At 51.0% G+C, this 23,266-nt stretch carries 25 protein-coding genes and 1 rRNA gene; 8 read left to right on the top strand and 18 right to left on the bottom strand.

The window, feature by feature from the left end; translation table 11 throughout:
* The 3 genes from KNP79_RS11375 to KNP79_RS11365 all read right to left on the bottom strand — a co-directional run.
* Positions 1-73, bottom strand: a 16S ribosomal RNA gene (locus KNP79_RS11375); the annotation flags it as partial.
* A 287-nt stretch (positions 74-360) separates the two neighbouring features.
* The gene (locus KNP79_RS11370; RefSeq protein WP_215192403.1) at positions 361-1,536 is read right to left on the bottom strand and encodes a PstS family phosphate ABC transporter substrate-binding protein; all 1,176 of its coding nucleotides are present in this window, start codon (positions 1,534-1,536) and stop codon (positions 361-363) included.
* 29 nt (positions 1,537-1,565) lie between these two features.
* Positions 1,566-2,432: a nucleotidyltransferase-like protein gene (locus tag KNP79_RS11365; protein WP_215192413.1), complete on the bottom strand. Its 867-nt coding sequence runs from the start codon at positions 2,430-2,432 to the stop codon at positions 1,566-1,568.
* Positions 2,433-2,600: 168 nt separating this feature from the next.
* Here KNP79_RS11365 and KNP79_RS11360 point away from each other — a divergent pair, with 168 nt between their 5' ends.
* On the top strand, positions 2,601-2,960 hold the full coding sequence (locus KNP79_RS11360) for a YgzB family protein (protein ID WP_034780966.1): 360 nt from the start codon (positions 2,601-2,603) through the stop codon (positions 2,958-2,960).
* A 28-nt stretch (positions 2,961-2,988) separates the two neighbouring features.
* On the opposite strand, the gene perR is transcribed toward KNP79_RS11360, so the two are convergent.
* The gene (perR, locus tag KNP79_RS11355; protein WP_029596002.1) at positions 2,989-3,420 is read right to left on the bottom strand and encodes a peroxide-responsive transcriptional repressor PerR; all 432 of its coding nucleotides are present in this window, start codon (positions 3,418-3,420) and stop codon (positions 2,989-2,991) included.
* 191 nt (positions 3,421-3,611) lie between these two features.
* Between perR and KNP79_RS11350 the strand changes: the two genes are divergently transcribed.
* Complete coding sequence (locus tag KNP79_RS11350; RefSeq protein ID WP_214825386.1) at positions 3,612-4,910, top strand: glutamate-1-semialdehyde 2,1-aminomutase; 1,299 nt, start codon at positions 3,612-3,614, stop codon at positions 4,908-4,910.
* Positions 4,911-4,943: 33 nt separating this feature from the next.
* Here KNP79_RS11350 and KNP79_RS11345 read toward each other — a convergent pair whose 3' ends face one another.
* Positions 4,944-6,581 carry an ABC transporter substrate-binding protein gene (locus KNP79_RS11345; RefSeq protein ID WP_215192401.1) on the bottom strand — a complete coding sequence of 546 codons (1,638 nt, stop codon included), beginning with the start codon at positions 6,579-6,581 and terminating at the stop codon, positions 4,944-4,946.
* Positions 6,582-6,673: 92 nt separating this feature from the next.
* On the opposite strand from KNP79_RS11345, the gene KNP79_RS11340 reads away from it, so the two are divergent.
* Together KNP79_RS11340 and KNP79_RS11335 are read left to right on the top strand one after the other, a co-directional pair.
* Positions 6,674-7,906 (top strand): MFS transporter, encoded by a 1,233-nt coding sequence (locus KNP79_RS11340; protein ID WP_214754203.1) that lies wholly within the window; start codon positions 6,674-6,676, stop codon positions 7,904-7,906.
* Positions 7,907-7,959: 53 nt separating this feature from the next.
* Entirely contained in the window at positions 7,960-8,376 is a 417-nt protein-coding gene (locus KNP79_RS11335) for a thiol-disulfide oxidoreductase DCC family protein (protein WP_138859904.1), read from the top strand.
* A 14-nt stretch (positions 8,377-8,390) separates the two neighbouring features.
* On the opposite strand, the gene KNP79_RS11330 is transcribed toward KNP79_RS11335, so the two are convergent.
* From KNP79_RS11330 to mutY, 5 genes are all read right to left on the bottom strand, one after another.
* Positions 8,391-9,539 (bottom strand): DUF3238 domain-containing protein, encoded by a 1,149-nt coding sequence (locus KNP79_RS11330; RefSeq protein WP_034780975.1) that lies wholly within the window; start codon positions 9,537-9,539, stop codon positions 8,391-8,393.
* A gap of 91 nt (positions 9,540-9,630) precedes the next feature.
* Entirely contained in the window at positions 9,631-11,379 is a 1,749-nt protein-coding gene (locus KNP79_RS11325) for an ABC transporter ATP-binding protein (protein WP_214797566.1), read from the bottom strand.
* A gap of 36 nt (positions 11,380-11,415) precedes the next feature.
* On the bottom strand, positions 11,416-11,958 hold the full coding sequence (gene ntdP, locus KNP79_RS11320) for a nucleoside tri-diphosphate phosphatase (protein ID WP_021067741.1): 543 nt from the start codon (positions 11,956-11,958) through the stop codon (positions 11,416-11,418).
* Between the two features lie 89 nt (positions 11,959-12,047).
* A complete protein-coding gene (locus KNP79_RS11315; protein WP_034780979.1) occupies positions 12,048-12,473 on the bottom strand; it encodes an SRPBCC family protein in 426 nt (141 codons plus the stop codon).
* Positions 12,460-13,494 (bottom strand): A/G-specific adenine glycosylase, encoded by a 1,035-nt coding sequence (gene mutY / locus KNP79_RS11310; protein ID WP_214794134.1) that lies wholly within the window; start codon positions 13,492-13,494, stop codon positions 12,460-12,462. Before mutY ends, KNP79_RS11315 begins: the two co-directional genes overlap by 14 nt.
* 110 nt (positions 13,495-13,604) lie before the next feature.
* On the opposite strand from mutY, the gene KNP79_RS11305 reads away from it, so the two are divergent.
* Entirely contained in the window at positions 13,605-14,564 is a 960-nt protein-coding gene (locus KNP79_RS11305; RefSeq protein WP_251132951.1) for a metal-dependent hydrolase, read from the top strand.
* Positions 14,565-14,594: 30 nt separating this feature from the next.
* Here the strand turns inward: KNP79_RS11305 and KNP79_RS11300 are convergent, their stop codons facing one another.
* Positions 14,595-15,128, bottom strand: coding sequence for a YceI family protein (locus tag KNP79_RS11300; RefSeq protein ID WP_034780985.1), 534 nt, complete (start codon positions 15,126-15,128; stop codon positions 14,595-14,597).
* 221 nt (positions 15,129-15,349) lie between these two features.
* Here KNP79_RS11300 and exaC point away from each other — a divergent pair, with 221 nt between their 5' ends.
* From exaC to KNP79_RS11285, 3 genes are all read left to right on the top strand, one after another.
* On the top strand, positions 15,350-16,870 hold the full coding sequence (gene exaC, locus KNP79_RS11295; protein WP_021067746.1) for an acetaldehyde dehydrogenase ExaC: 1,521 nt from the start codon (positions 15,350-15,352) through the stop codon (positions 16,868-16,870).
* A gap of 1 nt (position 16,871) precedes the next feature.
* Complete coding sequence (locus tag KNP79_RS11290; protein ID WP_214793294.1) at positions 16,872-17,231, top strand: DUF779 domain-containing protein; 360 nt, start codon at positions 16,872-16,874, stop codon at positions 17,229-17,231.
* A gap of 149 nt (positions 17,232-17,380) precedes the next feature.
* A complete protein-coding gene (locus KNP79_RS11285) occupies positions 17,381-18,100 on the top strand; it encodes a nuclease-related domain-containing protein (protein ID WP_215192398.1) in 720 nt (239 codons plus the stop codon).
* A gap of 49 nt (positions 18,101-18,149) precedes the next feature.
* On the opposite strand, the gene KNP79_RS11280 is transcribed toward KNP79_RS11285, so the two are convergent.
* The 7 genes from KNP79_RS11280 to KNP79_RS11250 form a co-directional block, all read right to left on the bottom strand.
* Entirely contained in the window at positions 18,150-19,220 is a 1,071-nt protein-coding gene (locus KNP79_RS11280) for an ABC transporter substrate-binding protein (RefSeq protein WP_138859911.1), read from the bottom strand.
* A complete protein-coding gene (locus KNP79_RS11275; RefSeq protein WP_034780992.1) occupies positions 19,217-20,017 on the bottom strand; it encodes an ABC transporter permease in 801 nt (266 codons plus the stop codon). Before KNP79_RS11275 ends, KNP79_RS11280 begins: the two co-directional genes overlap by 4 nt.
* Positions 20,014-20,835 (bottom strand): ABC transporter permease, encoded by an 822-nt coding sequence (locus KNP79_RS11270; RefSeq protein WP_034780994.1) that lies wholly within the window; start codon positions 20,833-20,835, stop codon positions 20,014-20,016. Before KNP79_RS11270 ends, KNP79_RS11275 begins: the two co-directional genes overlap by 4 nt.
* Complete coding sequence (locus KNP79_RS11265; protein WP_034780995.1) at positions 20,822-21,928, bottom strand: ABC transporter ATP-binding protein; 1,107 nt, start codon at positions 21,926-21,928, stop codon at positions 20,822-20,824. Before KNP79_RS11265 ends, KNP79_RS11270 begins: the two co-directional genes overlap by 14 nt.
* Before the next feature lie 13 nt (positions 21,929-21,941).
* Positions 21,942-22,481 (bottom strand): helix-turn-helix domain-containing protein, encoded by a 540-nt coding sequence (locus KNP79_RS11260; protein WP_215192396.1) that lies wholly within the window; start codon positions 22,479-22,481, stop codon positions 21,942-21,944.
* A 165-nt stretch (positions 22,482-22,646) separates the two neighbouring features.
* The gene (locus KNP79_RS11255) at positions 22,647-22,916 is read right to left on the bottom strand and encodes a YfhJ family protein (protein ID WP_214797572.1); all 270 of its coding nucleotides are present in this window, start codon (positions 22,914-22,916) and stop codon (positions 22,647-22,649) included.
* Positions 22,913-23,227, bottom strand: coding sequence for a YfhH family protein (locus KNP79_RS11250; protein ID WP_138859914.1), 315 nt, complete (start codon positions 23,225-23,227; stop codon positions 22,913-22,915). The genes KNP79_RS11255 and KNP79_RS11250 overlap by 4 nt, the downstream gene beginning before the upstream one ends.
* Positions 23,228-23,266: the final 39 nt, after the last annotated feature.

Raw genomic sequence — 23,266 nt, 5'->3', positions numbered from 1 at the left:
TCCTGCGCTCGACTTGCATGTATTAGGCACGCCGCCAGCGTTCGTCCTGAGCCAGGATCAAACTCTCCAAAGAATTTGATATAGCTCTTGAAAATGACGAAGCTTGCGCTTCATTCAAAAATTGTAAAACTTATTTTTGCCTCATCGTTCAGTTTTCAAAGTTCGTCTGTCGCTCTTGGCGACTTCATTAATTTATCACGTTGCTTATCTCCACGTCAACAACTTTTTTCACAAATTGTTTTACTGAAATAATCTTTCGCCGTGACAACGTTTATAACTATAATCTTTATTTACCACTTCGTCAATAGAAATATTACAAAAAAATAAAAAAGGTTGAGCCCCCTGATGAGGCCCAACGCTTCAGTCTTTCGCTAGTGGCACATAGCCCGTCCGCTTTACCAATGTCTGTCCTTCTTCAGATGTCATCCAATCTAAAAACGGCTTGTATGTTTCATACTGTTCCTCTGTTGTGACGGCATAGAATTCAGAAGTAATTGGATACGTCCCGTCAGCGATTGTCTCGACCGTTGGCGCAATCCCATTCACTTGAAGTAATTTAATATCATAATCTTCAACCATCTCGGTCGCATAGAAGCGGAAAGAGAACCCGATTGCATTTTTATGATTTGTGTATGCGGCTGTCTGTTCGATGATACCACCCATTCCTTCCGGGACATTTTCAACAGGTGCATCCATCAATTGACGATCGCCCATCACCCGCTGAAGAGCAGTCTGACTCCCGCTTCCTTCTGGACGTTGAAATGCTCGAATCGGGTCATTTTCGCCTCCGACCTCACTCCAATTATCAATATCTCCGGCATATACTTGCTGAATCTCGTCTAATTTAAGCGAGTCAACCGGATTGTCTTCATGTACAAAGAAGACAAACGCTTCACGCCCAATCGGTGTCATGTTGAACTTCACACCAGCCTTCTCGGCCGCGTCTACTTGAAGATCGGACGGTCCGGCGACAAAGATGATGTCCGTCTTTCCTTGAATCAACCGATCGTATGCCTCTCCCGTCGTCGTTGAGACAACCGGACTCTCCTCCGTACTATACGGATTATATTCGTCAGAAGGATAAACCGCTTCGACAAATGATGCATACAGTGGATAGAGTGCCGTAGCACCATCGAGACGCGGGAGATTGGAACCGATTTTAAACGAAGATGCGCCGTCCAGTTTCGCTAAATCCGATTCCTCATTAAACGGTTGATAGTCAAACAACTCAACACCGCGTTCTTCAATCCGTAAACTTTCGGTATACGCATAATAGCCTTTTACGGAACTAAAGAACACTATGCCAATTCCAGTCCCGATTAATGCGACTCGTTTACGTTGGCCTTTCGTCAATTGTGAAAAGTCATATAGCGCCATAATGACAATCAACAGAGCCACCACGTACCAAATCGTCCAAATGATCGGGCGCCCCCATCCAATCGGGTCACCCATCGTGAACAGTGCTGCAAAGACTGAGACGACCGCAGCAATCAATATAATGAATATACTACCTAGTATAAATTTGAACAGTTTCATGACTTCATTGAACTCCATCCTGATTTCGATTATGAGATTTCATAGGCGATCGCTTCCACTCCGACACCCTTCGTTGGCCGTGAGACCGAACGAACGTATCCTTTGCGTACAAGGAACCCGACGATACTTCCAAGGTCGACTTTCAACTCTTGTAAATTCGGGTGCTCCATCAATTCAGAAAATGGCCACGGTTCCTCCCTTTGTTGCATCGTTTGTAATAGAAGGAGCGTGCCCGGTAACACTTTTGATTGAATCAAATGTTCCATTCCGATAATCACTAAGTGAATCCGCTGTTCTAGCGATTCTTGTCCGCTCACCAGTTCTTCATGTAACTTATATATTTCCAAATCGAGTGTGCGCACTTGCTTCCACAATATGATTTCCGGATGAATTCCGGCCTCCAACACCGACAACCGCGCCAAATGAGTCAAGGCGTGATGGATTTGGGTGAAAGCATCTTGATGCTCCTCTTGTAAAAATAAGCTTCGTCCATCTTCAAAGCGTCGCAACAACTTCGCAAAAGCAAGGGACAGTTGAAGACGTTGCTCATCATTCGAAAAATTACGAAGGCGTTGTCGCAAGTCTAATAAAAACGTATTTCGTTCAAACAAGACCATTCCATCTTCAATCCAATGAATGGCCCGGCGATTCTCGTTCATTAAAATCCAACGATCCATCATCGAGTCACTTACGAGATGAAGAATAATTTTTTCTTGCCCAACCTGATAATGTTTCACTGTCCAGAACGGTTCTTCTTTCGCTTCAATCACAATCAACAGCCGGTCCGATTGATCGGTCAAAGGATCTCTCGGCCGTTTCTTTTTCACTTCAATGATGCCAAGCGTTGTCTTCAAGGCCGCATATTCCGAATAGATCGTGCGCGTCGCATACTCCATAGTCACCTTGATACCTTCTTTCTATAATGATGAACCACAATCGTCCACCCAATAATCTGATACAAAAATGATTCGCCTTCTTTTAAAATTCTCCTGCCAGCGATTGTATGAACTTCTCACGGTCGTGCAGATGAGCTATAGTAAAGACAGACATGGAGGGATTACGAAATGAAAAAACGGGGGAATAAAATCAACCGCGCTCGAAACCTTGCGTTGTTGCTCGTCTTTGCGGGAATCGGAGTCATGTATCTCGGCCTGTTGGCGAAAAGCATCACATGGCTGATGATTATTTTCATGTTGCTCGGCTTCGTGATGGTGTTATCGAGTTCAGCGCTCTACTTTATTATTGGGATGGCATCCACGAAAGCCATCGTCGTCACTTGCCCGAATTGTGAGAAACCGACAAAGATGCTCGGCCGGGTCGACTTATGTATGCACTGCGACGAACCGCTCACGATCGATCAATCGCTCGAAGGTAAAGAGTTCGATGAAAAATATAATAAGCGTCAAACCCATTCACACGAATAAAAAAACATCCTCTGCCTGAGGATGTTTTTTAATGTTTATGCGCTTGTTCAGCTTGGCAAGCTGGGCACGTCCCGTATACTTCAAGACGGTGACGATCGACTTTGAACCCTGTCAATTGAGACGCGACCGATTCGATCTCGTCGAGGACCGGATAGTTGAAGTCGACGACTTTCCCACATGCATCACAGATGATGTGGTAGTGACGCGACGTCACAAAATCAAAGCGACTCGAAGCGTCCCCATAGTTCATCTCTTGAACGAGTCCGACTTCTTTAAAGACGCGCAAGTTATTGTAGACGGTAGCGACACTCATGTTCGGAAATCTCGCCGAAAGTGCCTTATAAATGTCATCCGCTGTCGGGTGACTGTGCTCCGTGACGAGGTACTCCAAAATGGCCTGGCGCTGAGGCGTCATTCTGACTCCATGTTCTCGGAGCGACTGAACAGCATGGTCAAGCATTTCGCTTCCCACGTCAATCCCTCATTTCTTCTATAAAATTCATGCGAAATGTCAGTTAGAATTAACCTATTTCTTACATAGTAATCTTTATAAATAGTGTACTGATTTCTTGAACGGTCGTCAAACGTTGAGCTTATGCGGTTGACGGCTATGATACAATAAGTGCGAATTTGTAAAAGGAGGCAATACATATGGCAACACCATCTACACGCAACAATTCAGACGTTTTGTATACCGACGCCTTGACGCACATCGTCGGCGGGGTCAATAGCCCTTCCCGCTCATTCAAGGCAGTCGGCGGCGGTGCACCCGTCTATATGGAACGAGGAGACGGCGCTTATTTCTATGACGTCGACGGCAATCGCTATATCGACTATTTGGCGGCGTACGGACCGATTATCACAGGCCACGCCCATCCGCATATCCATAAAGCGTTGATTGAGGCGTCGTCTAAAGGACTCCTTTACGGGACACCGCACGCGCTTGAAGTCGAGTTCGCGAAAAAACTAAAGGCGGCCATCCCGTCAATGGATAAAGTCCGTTTCACCAACTCAGGGACCGAGGCGGTCATGACGACCGTTCGTGTCGCTCGCGCCTATACCGGTCGTGAGCTCGTCGTCAAATTCAGCGGTTGCTATCACGGTCACTCGGACTTGATGCTCATCGCGGCAGGCAGTGGACCGGCCACGCTCGGCTCACCAGACTCGGCCGGCGTCACACGAGCTACGGCGAAAGAAGTCATCACCGTGCCGTTCAATGACGTCGAAGCGTTTCGCGACATGATGAACGAATGGGGAAATCAAATCGCCTGCGTCCTCGTCGAACCGATTGTCGGGAACTTCGGGATCGTCGAGCCGAAACCAGGCTTCCTCCAGGCCGTCAATGACATCACCCATGAACATGGTGCGCTCGTCATTTACGACGAAGTCATCACGGCGTTCCGTTTCACGTACGGAAGCGCCCAGCAAGTGTACGGGATTGAACCGGATATGACCGCACTCGGGAAAATCATCGGCGGAGGCTTGCCGATTGGTGCCTATGGCGGTAAAGCTGAAATCATGGAGACGGTCGCTCCGCTCGGCCCAGCCTATCAGGCCGGAACAATGGCCGGCAACCCGGCGTCGATGGCAACGGGTCTCGCTTGTCTCGAGGTTCTCGAGCAACCCGGCGTTTACGAAAAGCTCGACGCACTCGGTGCCGAGCTCGAGGCCGGGATTCGTGAAGCCGCAGAAACACATGGTGTGACCATCACGTTGAACCGTTTAAAAGGTGCCCTTACGGTTTACTTCACGGACGAGATTGTGACCGATTACGAAGGCGCCGAAAAATCAGACGGTGAAGTGTTCGGACGTTTCTTCAAATTGATGCTCGAGAACGGTGTCAATTTAGCCCCTTCGAAGTACGAGGCTTGGTTCTTGACGACTGAGCATACCGAACAAGATATCGAAGAGACGATTGCCGCTGTGAATCGCGCGTTCGCCCAACTATAAGCAAAAGGAGATGCCGCGGCATCTCCTTTTCGTTTACACCGAAGGCCGAATCCACAGCTGGTCGTAGCGGGGGTGGCCGAACACATCGACTGGAACTTCCCCTAGAAAGCTCGGGAATCGCCGCTCTCGGGCCACGTGATACAGAGGAATAACAAGTGCCGCTTCTGTCAAATAACGCTCGACGTCACGATGGAGCCACGGCCACGCACTCATATCGGTCTGACGGTAACGGTCCATCATCGTCCGGAGCTCCGTTTCATGCGCGATTAACTTGCCGACGAGTGACAGTTCACTCGTCAAAAACGCGAGAAACGCCAAATCGAGATCTTCGCTCATCATCTCCCCGCATAAAATCAAATCAGCACGGCGGAGCGTCTCCTCTTGTAGTAACGAGGCAATCGTATACGTCTCGGTCTCAACGGTAAAGCCGGCTACGCGCAACTGTTCCGCGACAAGCATCGCGTCTTCTGTCGCAACGTCGAACGGCAAATGCAATAGACGCAGTGGACGGCGCGAACTTCCCGTTGCTTTTGGTGCCGCCACCGGTCGACTCGCCTCCGGGAAAAAACCATGGGCCACTTGATGACGCTCTCCTCCCAAGTCGACGAACGCTTCTTTATGGATTGCCTGTTGAATGGCAAGTCGTGTGTCCATATCATCTTTGAACCAAGAGTGCTGCAAGTTGAACATGAGATAACGCGCCCCGGCCTCAGCGATCCACTTGACGATGCTCTGATCATCACCGGCGCTCCACTTGGCATAATCCGTTTCTGAGAACGTGACAAATTCGACCACATCTAACGAAGGACGCGGTCGAAGCCCACGCTCGAACGCCCGCAACCGGACTACTTCTTCGGACCGTTTCTCCAATTTGAACGGTCCCGTCCCGACAATTCCTTCTGCCCCTTCATACGTAATGGATGCCGGCGTTTGGGCAAGTAAACGTTCGATGTAGGCCCGGTGCGCTTTCGTATGGATGTCAATGACGTAAGGCGCCGGCGATTCGACCCGTTCGATTGGCGCGAACAACCAAACTTGTTTTCCGCGAGCCAATAATCGATTCAACGAGTAAACGACATCTTTGGCGGCTAACGTCATCCCGTTGTGGAATGTGACGCCTTTTCGGATATAACACCGAAATCCGAATGTCACTTCTTCGATATGATGGGCAAGGGACGTTTGGACCGTCGTCCCATCCCATTCGAAGAGGCGATCGAAGACGTGCCGAGACAAGGACGCCTCCATCGCGATATGGATGTCGAGCGGGTCGAGTGATTCAAGCGTCCGGGTACGCGGGAACACGAATCGGTCTTCTTCCGTCTGTTCGAAACCGAATCGACTCCAAATCCGGGCTTGAATCAATTCACGTAACGCGGGTGGCCACTCCCACTCCAACCATTTGGCCGCGTCCGCCATCGAGGCCGTTGAGAATGAGGTTTCGACCCAGTCGTTCAGCGTCCGGGCAAACCCCGACTGAAAGCGGAGTATCGATTCATGACCCCGCCCTTTCCCGGCCTGATATTCCACCCAGCCTAACGTTTGCCACGACTTGATATCACGCTTCACTTGCTTCTCACTATAGCCGACCGCTTCAACCGCTTCCCGCAACGTCACTTCCCTTTTGCCCGTCTCTATCGTGTGGCGATAAATCGCCACTAGTTTCGCATTCATGACCTTCCCCCTAAAAGTGGACATGTCCAAATATTTTGTCTCTTTTTACCAAGTGTAGTCCACATTTAAAGTAGTAACAAGGAGGTGCTCACATGAAATTCAAAGATTTCCCAACCAACGTTCGGCTTCGACTCGTCTGCGGCTTTTTCATCCGCATCGTCGGCTCGGCCATCTTTCCATTCATGGCTTTATACTTTTCAGAAGAACTCGGCAAAATCGCTGCCGGGATCATCATGACGTCATTCGTCATCGTCGGGTATGTCACCGGCTTGTTCGGTGGGTACTTCTCGGATCGCTTCAATCGCAAGCACGTCTTACAAATCGGCCAACTCGTTCAAATCCTTTGCTTCATCGGAATGACGGTGGCGATTCACCCATCAAACAATTGGGCACTCGCCGTGGCCATTCTCTACTTCGGTCACGCGGTCGCCAACGGGTTGAACTATCCGGCCTTGGAGGCAATCGTCATCGATTCGATGGAAGAATCGAATCGGAAAGCGATTTATGTATATGATTATTGGCTCGTCAACTTGGCTATCGCCGGCGGTGTCATGCTCGGCGGTGCCTTCTATCGTGACTACCGCTTCGGCTTGTTCGTCGGGATGACGCTCGTATTGACCATCACAACGGTCGTCTTGCAACGCTATCTCGTCGATTCGCATCAAGGTAACCGGTCGACGCCGGCCAATCCGATTGTCGGCGTGATTCAAAACTACCGGATCGCCCTCAATGACCGACGCTGGATGTTGTTCGTGCTCGGCAGCATGCTCGTCTTCTCGACCGAGTTCCATATGGCGAACTATATCGGTGTTCATTTGGCGGAATCGTTTCAACAGCGCTCGATCGTCGGTGTTCCGTTCGATGGTGTCCGAATGATGGCATTCATGCAACTCGAGAATACACTACTCGTCGTCGCCATCACGTTCGCCGTCACTGCGTTTGTGAAACGGTACCGTGAGAAATACGTGTTCTTCATCGGCTTGTCGTTATACATCACGGCGTACGCTGCCATCACGTCGATGAACTCGTTCCTGATTCTCGCCGTCTTGGCCGTTGTCTTCACAGTCGGCGAATTGCTGTACTCGCCGATCCGCCAAGTGAAACAAGTCGATTTGCTCGACCCGGAGCGTCGCGCCTCGTACCTTGCTTTCGGTGGACTCACATTCCACGGGGCCAAACTCGTGGCCGCGGCCGGGATTGTCGTCGGAGCATTCATCGGACCCGTGTTCATGAGTGGCTACATCTTCTTGTTCGGAGCGCTCGGTGCCTACCTCTACTACGTCTCGTTATATAGGATGGAATCGGTGCGCCAGCTCGCCGCATGACGTTTGAAGTGACACCGGAACGGAAACAGGCAAGAGTGAAGGAGGCGAGTGGTATGCCAGCCATTGTATTATTTGATGGAGACTGTAACTTTTGCGACGCGAGCGTCCAGTTCATCTTGAACCGTGACGCGACGGGGAACTTTCATTTCGCCTCGCTTCAAGGCGAGGCCGGTCAAGCTTTACGTAAACGTCATCGTATCAACGACTCGGTCGACAGCATCGTGTTGATTCGCGATGGTGTCCCGTACATTAAATCCGACGCGGCGGTCCGCATCGCTGAAGGATTGGATGGGAAGTGGCGTTGGCTCAGGTTTGTGAGGTTCGTCCCAAAACCGATTCGTGATTTCGGCTATGATGTGATCGCTAAACATCGTTATCAGTGGTTCGGACAAAAACAGACGTGCAAACTGCCGACGCCGGAAGAACGGAGCCGATTTCTCGACCAACAACCAAAACCGCCGACTCGATGAGTCGACGGTTTTTTTTAGTCCATACAGGTCAAGTACGTCCAGTGGCACTCCGGCATCGGATTGCCCATGAAACTGACACCGAGGTCGTCCGCCCGGTGAATCGTCGTCCATGGGGCATCACCGACTTGAAGATACACTTCATGATGTGGCGATTGCGTATGACTTCCGGACAGCTTGAACGTAGCATTGTCCTTTAATTGCGCGACGATCGTATATTTGATGTCCGGCGCGATAACGAGCGGGTTGCCAACGGAATGTTGCAACCGATACGCCGCCCGCCCGCGGTCGATATCGACATCTTCAAGATACACTTGGTCGACAGAGGCGATATCTTCACCCGTCAAACGGTGATGTTTCGTATAGCCACGCGTCACATTCGCATCTTTTTTGATGGAGACGATCGGAATATCACTCAGCCCTTCGGCCTTCACTTCCGTCCGCGTGCGATAGTCGGTCGCATGAACGTTATAAGGGCGACCGTCTCCTTCAAAATACGGATGAGGCGACAACAAGTTCGGGTTTTTAATCATCGGCGGGCGGATGAACGTCTGGACGCGAAGCTGAATCTGGTCCACCGTCTCCAAATCAGGTCGAATCGGACTGACGAGAAAATACATGACGTACAATTCCTTGTCCCGTCTCGTGTCCGTCTTCAATTCTTTGGCGAGTGACATCGCTTTGCCGACGGCGTGAATGAGACTCGTCCCCGGTTTCTCATCTCGCTTCACAGAGCGGAGCGCCCGCACTTCATACATTGTCGGCTCATGGAGCGGCGTCTCGTCCAAATAAGCATGGCCGACGACTTCGGCAATGCGTCGTCCTTGCCGGTAAATCGCATACGTTTCGACGTCAGCAATCGGGTCCCATTGGAGATGGGTGCCGTTCGAGGCGACGACTGCCGACGTGAGATGACGATTCCAGTACAAGTCGTCAGTTGGGTCGACGGCGGCCGTATACACTTTCGCCACTTCCCCCTGTTCGTCCGTGATGCGATAAGCGACTTGTTCTCCCACACCGGTCTCGTGATCGACATAGTGTTGATCGGTTCCTTCATACACATACTTCCCGTTCCGCGTGAGCCGGACCGTCCCTTCGACTGACCACGTCAGCTCGAGCGCGTCTTTTAGCGGTTTTACCGTAATTAATCCTTCCCCGTTCATCATTGGTTCATCCCCCTTTTGGCATGTCGTTTCTTCATTCCCGTCTCACTGTCACGGAAAACAAAAAGACCTCGAGTTTCCTCGAGGTCCCGTCTCATTCGACGACTGCTAAATCTTGAATCATATACAAATCGTAATAGGCGCCGCGGCGACGCATCAGTTCTTCATGCGTCCCGGTCTCCATGATTTGTCCGTTATCGACGACGACGATTTTATCGGCGTCGGTGATGGTCGACAATCGGTGCGCGACGATGAGCGTCGTTCTGCCTCTCGTCAATCGCGCGAGCGAATCCTGAATCATCGCCTCACTCTCAAGGTCAAGCGCACTCGTCGCTTCGTCGAGAATGATGATCGGTGGATGTTTCAAGAAGACCCGGGCGATGGCGAGCCGTTGCTTTTGCCCACCTGACAGTTTAACCCCTTTCTCCCCGACCGGCGTATTATAGCCGTCCGGCAAGTTTGAGATGAACTCATGGGCGTTGGCAGCTTTCGCGGCGGCGATCACATCTTCGTCACTCGCTTCCGGATTCCCCATCCGAATATTCATCGCGACCGATTCACTGAAGAGGACCGAGTCTTGCATAACCATCCCGATTTGGTCACGGAGGGCCCGCAGTTTAAAATCGCGGACGTCGGTACCGTCAATTTTAATGCTGCCTGACGTGACGTCATAAAACCGTGGAATCAGGCTGACGAGCGTCGATTTCCCGCCGCCAGACATGCCGACGAACGCGACCCGCTCTCCAGAACGGATGTGCAAGCTGACATCGTGGAGAGCCCGGGCTCCGTCTTTCTCATAAGCGAAGCTGACCCGGTCGAGTTCGATATCGCCAGCCGTTTGTACAGGTACGAATGCGCTATGCTTCTCTTCGATGTCGTACGGCTCATCGAGGAATTCAAACACACGGTCCATCGAAGCGACTGATTGCGTGAGCGTCGTCGCCGAGTTAACGAGACGACCGAGCGGTGCATAGAGACGGTCGATATAGGCGATAAAGGCGACGAGCGTCCCGAGCGAGACGTCCCCTTGCAAGACGAGCCATGAGGCCGTCGTGAAAATCAAAATTGGAGCGATGTCGGTGATCGTCGAGACGACGACGTACGTCTTCGCGTTCCACCCCGTATGGCGGAGAGCAGCCTTCAAGAAACCGCCGTTTTGTTCTTCGAACGCTTTGTTCTCATACGGTTCGAGCGCGAAGCTGCGGATGACGGCCATCCCGTTGACGCGTTCGGTCAAATGACCTTGAAGGTCCGCAAGGGCGGCCGAGCGTTCCCGCGTGAGCCGGCGCAATCGTCCATAGAAGTAACGGACGGCGATGGCGTAGAACGGGAGCGGCAAGACGGCGATGAGCGTCAGCTGCGGGTCAATCGTGTACATGATGGCGATGGCAATCAAAATCGTGACCATATCGAGCCAGATGTTCATCAGACCGGTGATGACGAAATCTTTCGTCTGCTCGACATCGTTGATGATGCGCGAGATGATTTGTCCCGTCTTATTGTTCGAATAGTAGCGGAGCGACAACTTTTGGACGTGGTCGAACAATCGGTTCCGGACGTCGAACAAAATCCGCGTCGCCGCCCATTGCGCCAAATATTGGCGTAAGTATTCAATCGGTGGCTTCAAGACGAGGAAGACGAAGAAGACGATGCTGAACAGCCAGACGAGCTCCGTGTAGTCGGCAGCCGGAGCATCTTCCGTCAAATAGTTATCGATGACATATTTATAAAGGAGCGGCAACCCGAGCGGGATGGAGAATTTCAAAATCCCGACGAAGATGGTCAGCGCGATTTGTTTTTTATACGGTTTAACGAACTTTAAATAACGTTTAATACTACCCATTAGTTCCTCCTTCAAGAAAAAAGCGGAGATGAGCAATCATCTCCGGTAACGTGCTTCGTATTCGCGATACCATTCATCGACGAATGTTGGGTTGAACGGCCCTTTCCGTCCTCGAATCCAGTTAATAAGTTCTTGAACGTTCTGTTTCAAGATTCGATCAATCGCTTTCGGATAATTCATCTCGCGACGATGCCGCTCATATTCATCCTCATCTAAAATCGTGTACGACATATCCGGGAACACCTTGATGTCCAAATCGTAATCGATGTACTTGATGGCACGTTCTGCCCCATCGAACGTTGTCGGCGAACCTAGATTACAGTAGTAGTAAATCCCATCTTCGCGAATCATGCAGATGACATTGAACCAAAACTCAGATGAAAAGTAGCAAATTGCCGGCTCACGAGTTCTCCATTGCCGGCCGTCTGACTCACTGACCATGATGCGGTCATTGAATCCGATCATATCCGTTTTTGACGACTGAAGGACGAGCGTTTCTTCCCAAACGCGATGCAAAGTTCCGTTGTGCTTGTAGCTCTGTATCTCGATCTTGCTACCTGCTTTGGGAAATAAGCTCATAAGCTCCTCCTTTCCGCTATGATGCTATACAATTCTCATATTTAATTATAGCGACTTTCAGAACCAATGAAAAAGGAAATCTCTTATTTTCACGAATTTAGTGTTTTTTGGAATGCTTTGGCTCGCGCTTTGAACATCGGTCGAAGCACGAAGTATTCGACAAGGACGGTCGGTACGTAACTATCGAATGTGACCTCATCGACCATGACAGCCTGTCCTCCGACTTGTTCGACCCGATGGACATGGCTGAAGCGACGGAACGGAAACGGCAACTTCACACCTTGGTCACAAAAAGCGTAATTCCCGGTCAATGTGATGGCACTGTTCCACGGTAATGAAACTGGACCGACACCAACCCGCAATTGAACGAGATTCCCCTCGACCGACGCCCCATCCCCAAGGAGCGTCACTTTCGGGAACGATGTCAGTGTTGATAAGAGCGAAGCATCTTGAAGCAGCGTCCAAAGCGTGTCAACGGATGTGTCATATGGCGTTCGTACGTCAAACTGTCTCATCTTTTGCACCTGCCATCTGCTCTAATTTTTGTTGGGCGACCGATACGGTCACCACGTCCCGTGCCTCTTCGTCGAGCCAAGTCCATTCCCCTGCCGGTAACGTCTCGACTTCATATAAGTCGATGTACCAGACGATGTGGGAAAACACATGTTTCACTTGTCCAACATAGGTTCCGTTTAACTGTTCCCCCGTTCCCCGGTCTGTAAGCGGATATTGCCACATTCCAGCGAGAAGACCTGTTTCCGGCCGCTTCATATAGGCCGTGCGGCCCTCTTGTCGACAATAAAGCGCATCATACATTTCAATCCGAGACGCCCCTTTTTTCGTCTTGACCGGGAGTTCATCTTGAACGTTATGGGTATAAGCATAACAATCGTCTTGAACGGGACAAAGCGAACACATCGGTTTTTTCGGCGTACATACCGTCGCCCCGAGTTCCATGATGCCTTCGTTAAAGTCCGAGGCATGCGCCGGGTCCATCAGTCGACGCACGACTTGCTCAAACAATTTCCGCGTTTTTGGGATGGCGATGTCGTCATAAATCCCGAATTGTCGGGACATGACGCGCATGACGTTGCCATCGACGGCCGGTTCCGGCTGATTGTAGGCAATCGAGAGCACGGCCCCGGTCGTATACGGCCCGACGCCTTTTAGTTTTTCGAACCGCTCTTTTTCCTCGGGGACGATGCCATCGTACACGGCAACGACTTCCCGGACGGCTTGATGAAGGTTTCGGACCCGTGAGTAATAACCGAGTCCTTCCCAATATTTGACGACCTCATCGGGTTCGGCCGCTGCCAATGCCTCAATCGTCGGGAAGCGCTCCATGAAACGGTTATAGTATGGGATGACGGTATCGACGCGCGTCTGTTGGAGCATGACCTCACTCACCCAGACGCGATACGGATTTTTCCCGTGACGCCACGGCAAATCTCGCTTTTCGCGGTTGAACCACGTCACTAAATTTGTGTTAAATTCTTGAATATTATAATTTGTGAACAATTTATCAACATCGAGCATTTCGTTTCCCCTCGTTTTAAAAATATTGTATGATGAAATGGATCAAATAACGCCGTTTTTTCTACTTATGGAGGTGCTGAAGCACATTGGATACTGCTACTCACATTGGGATGGGACTTGGTTTAAGTGCAATCGCGACCCTCAGCCCAGAGGTGTCAGGCGACGCACAAATGTTTCTAGCCATGACAGCGACGGCTCTCGTCGGCTCGCATGCTCCGGACTTTGACACGGTCTTCAAACTAAAAGGAAATAGCACGTATTTACGCCAGCACCGCGGTCGTTCACACGGAATCACCGCACTCCTCGCCTGGCCGATCATCGTCAGCGCTGTCATCGGACCCGCGCTTGGCGTCAACCCTGCCTCATTATGGGTCATGGCACAAATCGCCGTGCTGTTGCACGTCACGGTCGACTTGTTCAACGCCTACGGGACGCAAGCCCTCCAACCATTTTCGAAGAAATGGATTGGCTGGGGCGTCATCGGGACGTTCGATCCGTATTTGTTCTCTGCCTATTACGGCGCATATGTATTATGGCTTATCACAGGGGCGACTGTCCCGATTTTTGCACTGCTCATTGCGCTCGTCATCAGCTATTACGCCATCCAGTTCAAATTGCGTAATCGCGCCCTCGCCACGGTCGCCCGTCACTTCGCCGGCGCCCACGAACTGTTCATCTCGCCGGGGATCGGCTGGGATGACTGGCACGTCGCCGTTCGATTCCGCAACGGTTTAGGAGCAGTCAAAGTGAAAAAAGGAACGGTCATCGAATGTGGTCGTTTCCGTGACAAGCCGATGCCTGGGGAAGACGACCTTCACTTCGTGGAGGCCCGTAAAAATGCGGATCTTCAATCGTTCCTTGAGTTTTCGAAGATTCACACGTATACGGTCACACGCCACAATGGCATGATTGAATATCGCTTCACGAACTTGCGCTACTTTTCGAAAGACATTTATCCGTTCGTCGCCGTCGTCATCGTCGATGAAGTGTCAAACGAAGTGTTGTCTTCGTTCACCGGTTGGGTGTTCAGCGAAGAGAGCTTACAAAAGAAATTGGCCTACGAACAGTAAAAAGTCGCTCGCGAGAGCGACTTTTTTTTTTTATGCCTCCGACTCCGTGAACTGGAGCTCAAAGTCAAACTTCACTTTTTTATCGACGAGGACGCCGCCCGCTTCAAGCGCCTGGTTCCACGTCAATCCGTAATCTTCCCGGTTGATTGACCCGTCACCGGTGAAGGCGTGCTTCATGTTGCCCCATGGATCTTTCGCGCTTCCCTCATATTCGACTTCGAACGTCTCTTCCCGGGTCGTCCCGCGAATTGTCAAATTCCCGGTCAGTTCGAATTCACCGCCGCCTTTTGAGCGGAACGATGTCGACTCGAACACGATGTCCTCGTGTTGCTCCACATCGAAGAAGTCTCCGGACCGTAAATGGTTGTCGCGATCGCTGTTATTCGTATCGATCGATGCCGCCTTGATCGTCACGTTCACGCGGGCGTTCGCGAGATCGTCCGGTTGTCCGTTCGCTTCGACGTGAAAGTCTTTGAACTCCCCTTTTACTTTCGAGATCATCATATGCTTGACCGTAAATGTAATCGAACTGTGTGCCGGGTCGACTTGATATGTTTTTGCCATTATTACGTCCACTCCTTCGATTTAAAATTGATGCTAATATGATGTTTACCACAAATCTTGACTTCAAAACATTTCCGTTTAAATGTGACAAATTATTGTCGAAAAATTTTGACTTTTATCACACCAACCCGTTACGATGAAAAAAGGGAGCTGTTGACTTACAGTAAAATGTAAGCGCATACATAAGGTCCCTACACTTTACGGAAAAGGGAGGAACGACCATGATTTATGAAGTCCCAAACTCGACAGGCACGAAAGTTCACTTTAAAGACCGCTATGAAAACTACATCAACGGAAAGTGGACCGCGCCTGCAGGGGGAGAATATTTTGAGAACACCTCTCCGGTAAATGGTAAAGTTTTATGCGAAGTCGCCCGCTCAACGAAAGAAGATATCGAGCTCGCCTTGGATTCTGCCCATGCCGCCAAAGACGCCTGGGGCAAAACGTCGGTCACCGAACGCTCTGTCATTTTAAATAAAATCGCCGATCGTATGGAAGCGAACCTCGAAATGCTCGCCTACGCTGAGACGTGGGAGAACGGGAAAGCCGTCCGTGAGACGCTCAACGCCGACCTTCCGCTCGCCATCGATCACTTCCGCTATTTTGCGGGCGTCATCCGGTCACAGGAAGGCGGCATCAGTGAACTCGACAACGACACGGTCGCTTATCATTTCAATGAACCGCTCGGTGTCGTCGCCCAAATCATCCCATGGAACTTCCCGATTTTGATGGCGGTCTGGAAAGTCGCGCCGGCTCTTGCTGCCGGAAACTGTATCGTGTTGAAACCAGCTGAACAGACGCCTGCTTCCATCATGGTGCTCATGGAATTGATTGAAGACTTGCTCCCGCCAGGCGTGTTGAATATCGTCAACGGGTTCGGACTCGAGGCCGGCAAACCGCTCGCGTCGAGCGACCGCGTCGATAAGGTCGCGTTCACGGGTGAGACGACGACAGGTCGACTCATCATGCAGTATGCCTCACAAAACATCATCCCGGTCACGCTCGAACTCGGCGGCAAATCGCCGAACATTTTCTTTGCCGACATCATGGACGCCGATGATGATTTCTTTGACAAGTCGATCGAAGGACTCGTCATGTTCGCCTTGAACCAAGGCGAGGTATGCACGTGCCCATCACGCGCGCTCATCCACGAGTCGATTTATGAGCCATTCATGGAACGCGTCCTCGAACGGGTCAAAGCGATCAAACTCGGAAATCCGCTCGACCCTGACGTCATGATGGGTGCCCAAGCATCAAATGAGCAGATGGAAAAAATCTTGTCGTACTTGGAGATCGGAAAGTCGGAGGGCGCGGAATGCCTCATCGGCGGCGAGCGCAACATGATGGACGGCGAACTCGCTGACGGTTATTACGTGCAGCCGACCATCTTCAAAGGCCATAACAAGATGCGTATCTTCCAAGAAGAGATTTTCGGACCGGTCTTGTCGGTGACGACGTTCAAGGACGATGCCGAGGCGCTCGCCATCGCGAATGACACGTTATATGGACTCGGCGCCGGCGTTTGGACCCGTGACATGAATCGGGCTTACCGGTTCGGTCGCGAGATTCAAGCGGGTCGCGTCTGGATCAACTGCTATCACCAATATCCGGCCCATGCCGCGTTCGGCGGATACAAGATGTCTGGGATTGGCCGCGAGAACCATAAGATGATGCTCAACCATTATCAACGGACGAAAAACATGCTCGTCAGCTATAGCGAACAAAAACTCGGGTTCTTCTGAGATGGTGAATCGCGTCGAGGCCACCCCCGCCACGCTTGCGCTCCTCGAACAGCTGAAACGAAAACATGGACCGCTCTTGTTTCACCAGTCGGGCGGTTGTTGTGACGGGAGCTCCCCGATGTGTTTCCCCCAAGATGAGTTCATGATCGGGGATCATGACGTCCTGCTCGGTGAGATTGGTGGGTGTCCGTTCTATATGCACGAGAAGCAATACGATTATTGGAAACACACCCAGCTCATCATCGACGTCGTCGAGGGCCGGGGCGGCATGTTCTCGGTCGAGGGCGTGGAAGGAAAACGATTTTTAAGTCGTTCCCGTGTGTTCACGGACGAAGAACGGGCCGAGTTGCATCAAAGCTGAATGTAGAAGACCAGTCATCTCGATGGCTGGTCTTTTTTCAATCAATAGACATCTTTTTCTTAAAATCACATTTCCAATTATCCCCAAAAATCAACCTAAAAATCGGCTCGATTCGATATAGTAAAGAGAGACACGAAAGGAGGCAGCCTATGTCCGAGCTTCTAACGAGCACGTTCAACGGAATGTTGATTTCATTGGTCAGTCTATTCGCTCCTTTGTTCCTGGTGATGAGCGGTATGTTGTATACGAAGGTCAAGCGCTATAAACGGAGCCGCTATTACGCCCAGACCGGACACAGCTATTTCAAAGTCGTTCAAGACACCGGCTTATACGGCGAGTATTTATGTGTCGCCGCCATCGAGGAGCGCGTCCCGAATCCCTTCATCTTGACGAATCTATATTTGCCTCACCCAAAGAATCGAGAGCGTACGACTGAAATCGATGTGGTGTTCATCAACCAGAGTGGTGTCCACGTGATTGAGTCAAAAAATTATAGCGGCTGGATTTTTGGACATGAACAAGAACGGCACTGGACGCAGTCGATGCCGAATCGAAAGAAGTTCCGCTTTTTCAATCCGATTAAACAAAACGAGTTGCATATGAAAGCGATGGAACAAACGCTTGCTGTGGAGCGGAGTCTGCTCCACTCTTGGATCGTCTTCAGCGACCGGTCGACCTTGAAACGCATCGACGTGGCGGACGTTCCCGTATTGAACCGGAAGACATGGAAACAGCAGATTGCCTTGCCAGGCGAGGCCCGGTTGACGTTGGCGGAACAGACGGCCATCTACGAGCAGCTGCTCCAATTCGCATCTGCGGACGAAGCCGTCAGGGAGGCCCATATCGCTGCCAAGCAACGGGTGACGTGATTCCCCGCCCCATCCAAAAAAGTCCCGCTCACGGTGAGCGGGACTCCTTTTATTTACTTTGCATTTTAAAGCGCAAGTAGAGTTCGTTGTAGTACGCGTTCATGCGCTTGCCTAAGTTCTCATACACTTCGAGCTCATCTGTCACGTCTTTTGACGGATAAAAACGTTCGTCTGACGTCACTTCTTCATCCAAGAATTCAAGTGCCGCTTCGTTCGGCGTCGAATAGCCGACATAGTCGGTATTGCGGGCCGCGATTTCTGCGTCGAGCATGAAGTCGATGAACTGGTGCGCGCCTTCGACGTTTTTCGATGTGTTCGGGATGACGAGGTTGTCGAACCAGAGATTCGTCCCTTCTTCCGGGATCACGTACGTCAACTCTTCGTTCTCGTACATAATCTCGGAAGCATCTCCAGACCAGACGACGGCCGCGGCCGCTTCGCGATTGGCCATGAGCATCTTGATTTCATCGCCGACGATCGCTTTGATGTTCGGCCAGAGCGTCTCGAGCTTTTTCTCCGCCTCGAGCAACTCGTCTTTGTCCGTCGTGTTGAGCGAGTAACCGAGCGAGTTCAGACCGAAGCCCATCACCTCACGAGTCCCGTCTGCGAGCAAGATGTCATTCTCGAGCGGCATGTCCCATAGGTCGTTCCATGACGTAATCTCACCGTCGACGAGCTCAGGGTTGTACACGATACCGACCGTTCCCCAGAAGTAAGGGACCGAGTACGTGTTACCCGGATCGAACGACTTGTCGAGGAAACGTGGGTCAATGTTATCGAAGTTCTCGAGCTTGTCATAATCGATCGGCAAGAGCAGGTCCTCTTCGATCATTTTACTGATGGCGTAATCCGACGGGACCGCAATGTCGAACGCCGTACCGCCTTGCTCGATTTTCGTGAGCATCGCCTCGTTCGAATCGAACGTCTGATAGATGACTTTCAAGCCCGTCTCTTCCTCGAACTCGCCAATCAAGTCTTCATCGATGTAATCGCCCCAGTTGTAGACGACAAGCGTGTTATCGCCGCCAAACCCTTGCGCCATATTGATTTGATACACCCAGAGCAAAAGAGCGGCACTGACGAGGACCGGCACCGTCAACATGATGACCAATTTTTTCATCGTCTTACCTCCTTCGCTTTACCACCGCGTTGGGCAAGTACATAATACCCAAGGACGAGAATGAGTGTGAACAAGAACAAGATGGCTGACAAAGCGTTAATTTCGAGCGAGATGCCTTGGCGAGCCCGTGAGTAGACTTCGACGGCAAGTGTCGTAAAGCCGTTGCCGGTCACGAAGAATGTGACGGCAAAGTCATCGAGCGAATACGTGAGCGCCGTGAAGAACCCGGCGAAGATGCCCGGTGTGATATACGGCAAGATGACTTTCGTCAACACGTCCCACGTGCTCGCGCCGAGGTCACGCGACGCATCGATGAGCGTCGGGCTCATCTCTTGCAGCTTCGGCAAGACCAAGATGACGACGATCGGCACCGAGAAGGCGATATGCGCCAATAGCACCGAGTAGAAACCGAGCTGAATCCCGAGCATCGTGAACAGGATGAGGAACGACGCCCCGATGATGACGTCCGGACTGACGATCAACACGTTGTTGAGCGACAAGAGCGACGTCTTCGTGAAGCGTTGCCGCGCCGTATAGATGGCGAGCGCGCCGATGACGCCGAGCACGGTCGAGATCGTCGCCGACAGCAGAGCGATGACGATCGTGTTCAAGACGATGACGAGCAGGCGGGTGTCGGTAAAGAGCGACTTGTACCAGTCGAGCGTGAAGCCTTCAAAGTTACTCATCGTCCCGCCACTGTTGAACGAGTAGACGACCAAGTAGATGATTGGTGCGTAGAGGATGAAGAACACCGCCATCAAATAGAGGTTGGCTAATTTAAATTTTTTCGGTTTCATCGACGCACCGCTCCTTTCGCGCCCCAGTCACGCGTGATGACCATGACGAGGACCATCGCCAAAATCAAGAACACGGCAATCGTCGAGCCCATGCCCCAGTTTTGCGTGACGAGGAATTGTTGTTCAATCGCCGTCCCGAGCGTGATGACTCGGTTTCCGGCGATGAGTCGGGTGATCATGAACAGTGACAATGCCGGGATAAAGACGATTTGAATCCCTGACTTCACGCCGTCGAGCGTGAGCGGGAAGATGACCCGGCGGAATGTCGTCCAGTTCGAGGCCCCGAGGTCACGCGACGCATAGACGAGCGACGGCGGGAGCTTTTCAATGGCGTTATAAATCGGCAAGATCATGAACGGGATGAAGATATAGACCGACACGAATACGAAACTAAAGTCCGTGAACAAAATCTGTTGTGTCCCGATGCCAATCGCCTCTAAAAATTGGTTCGTGATGCCATACGTCCCGAAAATTCCGAGGAATGCATAGGCTTTAAGCAATAAGTTGATCCATGATGGCAAAATGATGAGCAAAAGCCAAAGTTGCTTATGCTTTGTCTTCGTCAATAAATAGGCGGTCGGATACCCGATCAAGAGCGAGAAGAACGTGATCAAGAACGCATACCAGAAGGAAGACAACGTCATCGTCAAATATGTCGACGTGAAGAACATCTGATAGTTCTCTAAACTCAAGTTCCCTTCGATATCAAAAAACGAGTAATAGACGACGAGCAGGAGCGGCGCGATGACGAACAGCGCGATCCATAACCAATAGGTCGTCAAATAGACCGTCTTCGCGGTTTGACTAGTTTGATTCATGAGCGACCTCCTCATAGGACTCGAGACGACGGTCGAACTCTTCCTCCGTCTCCCCTAAGCGCATGACGTGAATCGCCTCGTCATCGAACGTGAGGCCGATTTTTGAGCCGACGACCGATTTTTTCGTTGAATGGACGAGCCATTCGTTCCCTTCTTGGTCATAGCAGCAAATCTCATAGTGGACGCCGCGGAACAGTTGCGAGTCGACATCGACGACGAGTTTCGCCGAGTCGACCGACGTCATCTCCAAATCTTCCGGACGGATGATGACTTCGACTTTTTCATTGCGATCAAACCCTTGGTCGACACAATCGAACGTCTTCCCGGCGAACGTGACAATGTTATCTTCTGGCATGACGCCCGGTACGATATTCGACTCTCCGATAAAATCGGCGACGAAACGGTTGATCGGCTCATCGTAAATGTCGGTCGGTGTCCCGCTTTGGACGATCTTCCCGTTATTCATGACGAAAATCTCATCCGACATGGCGAGCGCTTCTTCTTGGTCGTGCGTGACAAAGATGAACGTGATGCCGAGACGCTGTTGCAATTCACGAAGCTCATATTGCATCTCCGTCCGGAGCTTCAAATCGAGCGCCGAGAGCGGCTCATCGAGCAAAATGACTTCCGGTTCGTTGACGATGGCACGGGCGATGGCGACACGCTGGCGTTGCCCGCCTGACATCTCATCGATTTCACGTGACTCGTACCCTTTCAGGTTGACGAATTTGAGCGCTTGTTCGACTTTCGTCTTCACGTCCGCTTCTTTCATCTTTTTGATGCGCAGACCGAATGCGACATTCTCGAACACGTTCAAGTGCGGGAAGAGCGCATAGTCTTGAAACACAGTGTTCACTTGACGTTTGTTCGCTGGGACGTCGTTAATGCGCTTCCCGTTGAACTGGATGTCGCCTTCTGTCGCATCCGTGAAACCTGCGATCAGACGCAAAATCGTCGTCTTCCCACATCCAGACGGTCCGAGCAACGTATAGAATTTCCCTCGTTCAATCTCAAAGCTAATGTTTTCCAAGACGACGGTGTCATCGTAACGCTTCGACACGTTGTCAAAGCGGATAATCGTTTCTGGGTTCATTTCGGTTCCTCCCTTATAAATATGAATGGGTCGCGACGATCAAACATTCACTCTCGCCATCACAGTCGTTGACGAGCTGATGTGAATCCGAAGCGACGTAATATAATGTTTCTCCCGCTTTGGCGAAATACGTGTGATGGCCGAGCTTCAAGGCGACCCGCCCTGACAGGACGTAGACGAACGTCTCAGAACGGGAAGGCTCATAGCGCTTGAATTCCCCATGTTTGGAGAAGGTCAGCAAAATCGGTTCCATCTCTTTTTCGTTCGATTCCGGGATGAGCCATTCGGTCCGGTATTTTCGTTCCTCATCCACATACACGGTCCGGTCGTCTTCGCTAAAACTTACCTTTTGAAAGATCTCTTCATCGAAAAATTCTTTCGGTGAGCAACCTAGTACTTCTAACAAGTCGAATAATGTCTCAAGCGAAGGTGAACTCAAATCACGCTCGATTTGAGAGATATACCCTTTACTCAAATCCGTGCGTTCGGCCAGCTCTTCTTGCGTCAAGCCCTTCTTGACGCGGAGCCGTTTGATTTTTTGACCGACGTCCAAGTCACATTCCCTCCTTTCGGCCTCGTCTCAAGTTTAGTGAAAGATGATTCCAACTAAAGAAAGTTTATAAATACTTAACTATGAAACGAACTAATAGCGACCTTTATTATAACGGATTGTGAGTTGTTTGCAAGCAAAAAATCACGCCAATTATGGCGTGATTTTTCAATGAAGGTCGCGCTTTGACATCAAGTGCTTGAACTTCTCATTTTTCGTTTGAAACAAGTGGAGTTGCGGTCCGTACGCATCAATCTGTTGCACGACATACTGGAACGATTTTGCTTCTCCCGGATATGGTTCTCCGGCCCGGGCGAGTGTCGTCTCAAAGTCCTCCCACAGCACTTCGACCCACGTCAACGCCTCCACGTCGCTTAAGACATCATTTTTCTGTTTCAAGATGTGTGCCAAGCGCTCGTATTGTTCGGTCCGGTTCATGCGTTCACCTCCGACAGCTCCGAGAGCGGAATCGCATGCTCAGCCGTCTCGCCTTCGAATGTCCCCCAACCCATGACGCCGTTCACAAACTTCAATCGGAATGGACGGTCATTATAGTTGACGATATACGTCGCTCCCGGCTTGAACGAGTTCGGGTCGATCAAATAACTCTCAGCAATCGCAATTCGTCGCAAGACGACCTCAATCTCACTGACCATGCCCATCTGCTCGGCTTTCCGCTTCCGTTCATGGAGCGCCCGAATCTCTTGTTCGAGTTCATATTTTGATAAATCACTCAATCGTTTTTCCATTTCGCTCACCTCTCTTGTAGCGTATCAGATTTTTCGCGG

Origin of the sequence: Exiguobacterium sp. s7, assembly GCF_018618195.1 — a bacterium.
GTDB classification, from domain to species: Bacteria; Bacillota; Bacilli; order Exiguobacteriales; family Exiguobacteriaceae; genus Exiguobacterium; species Exiguobacterium mexicanum_A.
This window is presented reverse-complemented; position numbering and strand designations above follow the sequence as displayed.

Coding starts and splice junctions, on each gene's coding strand:
- KNP79_RS11280 (WP_138859911.1), bottom strand. CDS start 19,220: ATGAAAAAATTGGTCATCATGTTGACGGTGCCGGTCCTCGTCAGTGCC.
- KNP79_RS11365 (WP_215192413.1), bottom strand. CDS start 2,432: ATGGAGTATGCGACGCGCACGATCTATTCGGAATATGCGGCCTTGAAG.
- KNP79_RS11370 (WP_215192403.1), bottom strand. CDS start 1,536: ATGAAACTGTTCAAATTTATACTAGGTAGTATATTCATTATATTGATT.
- KNP79_RS11325 (WP_214797566.1), bottom strand. CDS start 11,379: ATGGGTAGTATTAAACGTTATTTAAAGTTCGTTAAACCGTATAAAAAA.
- KNP79_RS11265 (WP_034780995.1), bottom strand. CDS start 21,928: ATGAACCCAGAAACGATTATCCGCTTTGACAACGTGTCGAAGCGTTAC.
- KNP79_RS11255 (WP_214797572.1), bottom strand. CDS start 22,916: ATGAACCGGACCGAACAATACGAGCGCTTGGCACACATCTTGAAACAG.
- KNP79_RS11330 (WP_034780975.1), bottom strand. CDS start 9,539: ATGATGAACGGGGAAGGATTAATTACGGTAAAACCGCTAAAAGACGCG.
- KNP79_RS11270 (WP_034780994.1), bottom strand. CDS start 20,835: ATGAATCAAACTAGTCAAACCGCGAAGACGGTCTATTTGACGACCTAT.
- KNP79_RS11345 (WP_215192401.1), bottom strand. CDS start 6,581: ATGAATGCGAAACTAGTGGCGATTTATCGCCACACGATAGAGACGGGC.
- KNP79_RS11360 (WP_034780966.1), top strand. CDS start 2,601: ATGAAAAAACGGGGGAATAAAATCAACCGCGCTCGAAACCTTGCGTTG.
- KNP79_RS11250 (WP_138859914.1), bottom strand. CDS start 23,227: ATGGAAAAACGATTGAGTGATTTATCAAAATATGAACTCGAACAAGAG.
- mutY (WP_214794134.1), bottom strand. CDS start 13,494: ATGCTCGATGTTGATAAATTGTTCACAAATTATAATATTCAAGAATTT.
- KNP79_RS11300 (WP_034780985.1), bottom strand. CDS start 15,128: ATGGCAAAAACATATCAAGTCGACCCGGCACACAGTTCGATTACATTT.
- perR (WP_029596002.1), bottom strand. CDS start 3,420: ATGCTTGACCATGCTGTTCAGTCGCTCCGAGAACATGGAGTCAGAATG.
- KNP79_RS11305 (WP_251132951.1), top strand. CDS start 13,605: ATGGGACTTGGTTTAAGTGCAATCGCGACCCTCAGCCCAGAGGTGTCA.
- ntdP (WP_021067741.1), bottom strand. CDS start 11,958: ATGAGCTTATTTCCCAAAGCAGGTAGCAAGATCGAGATACAGAGCTAC.
- KNP79_RS11285 (WP_215192398.1), top strand. CDS start 17,381: ATGTCCGAGCTTCTAACGAGCACGTTCAACGGAATGTTGATTTCATTG.
- KNP79_RS11350 (WP_214825386.1), top strand. CDS start 3,612: ATGGCAACACCATCTACACGCAACAATTCAGACGTTTTGTATACCGAC.
- KNP79_RS11315 (WP_034780979.1), bottom strand. CDS start 12,473: ATGAGACAGTTTGACGTACGAACGCCATATGACACATCCGTTGACACG.
- KNP79_RS11335 (WP_138859904.1), top strand. CDS start 7,960: ATGCCAGCCATTGTATTATTTGATGGAGACTGTAACTTTTGCGACGCG.
- exaC (WP_021067746.1), top strand. CDS start 15,350: ATGATTTATGAAGTCCCAAACTCGACAGGCACGAAAGTTCACTTTAAA.
- KNP79_RS11275 (WP_034780992.1), bottom strand. CDS start 20,017: ATGAAACCGAAAAAATTTAAATTAGCCAACCTCTATTTGATGGCGGTG.
- KNP79_RS11290 (WP_214793294.1), top strand. CDS start 16,872: ATGGTGAATCGCGTCGAGGCCACCCCCGCCACGCTTGCGCTCCTCGAA.
- KNP79_RS11340 (WP_214754203.1), top strand. CDS start 6,674: ATGAAATTCAAAGATTTCCCAACCAACGTTCGGCTTCGACTCGTCTGC.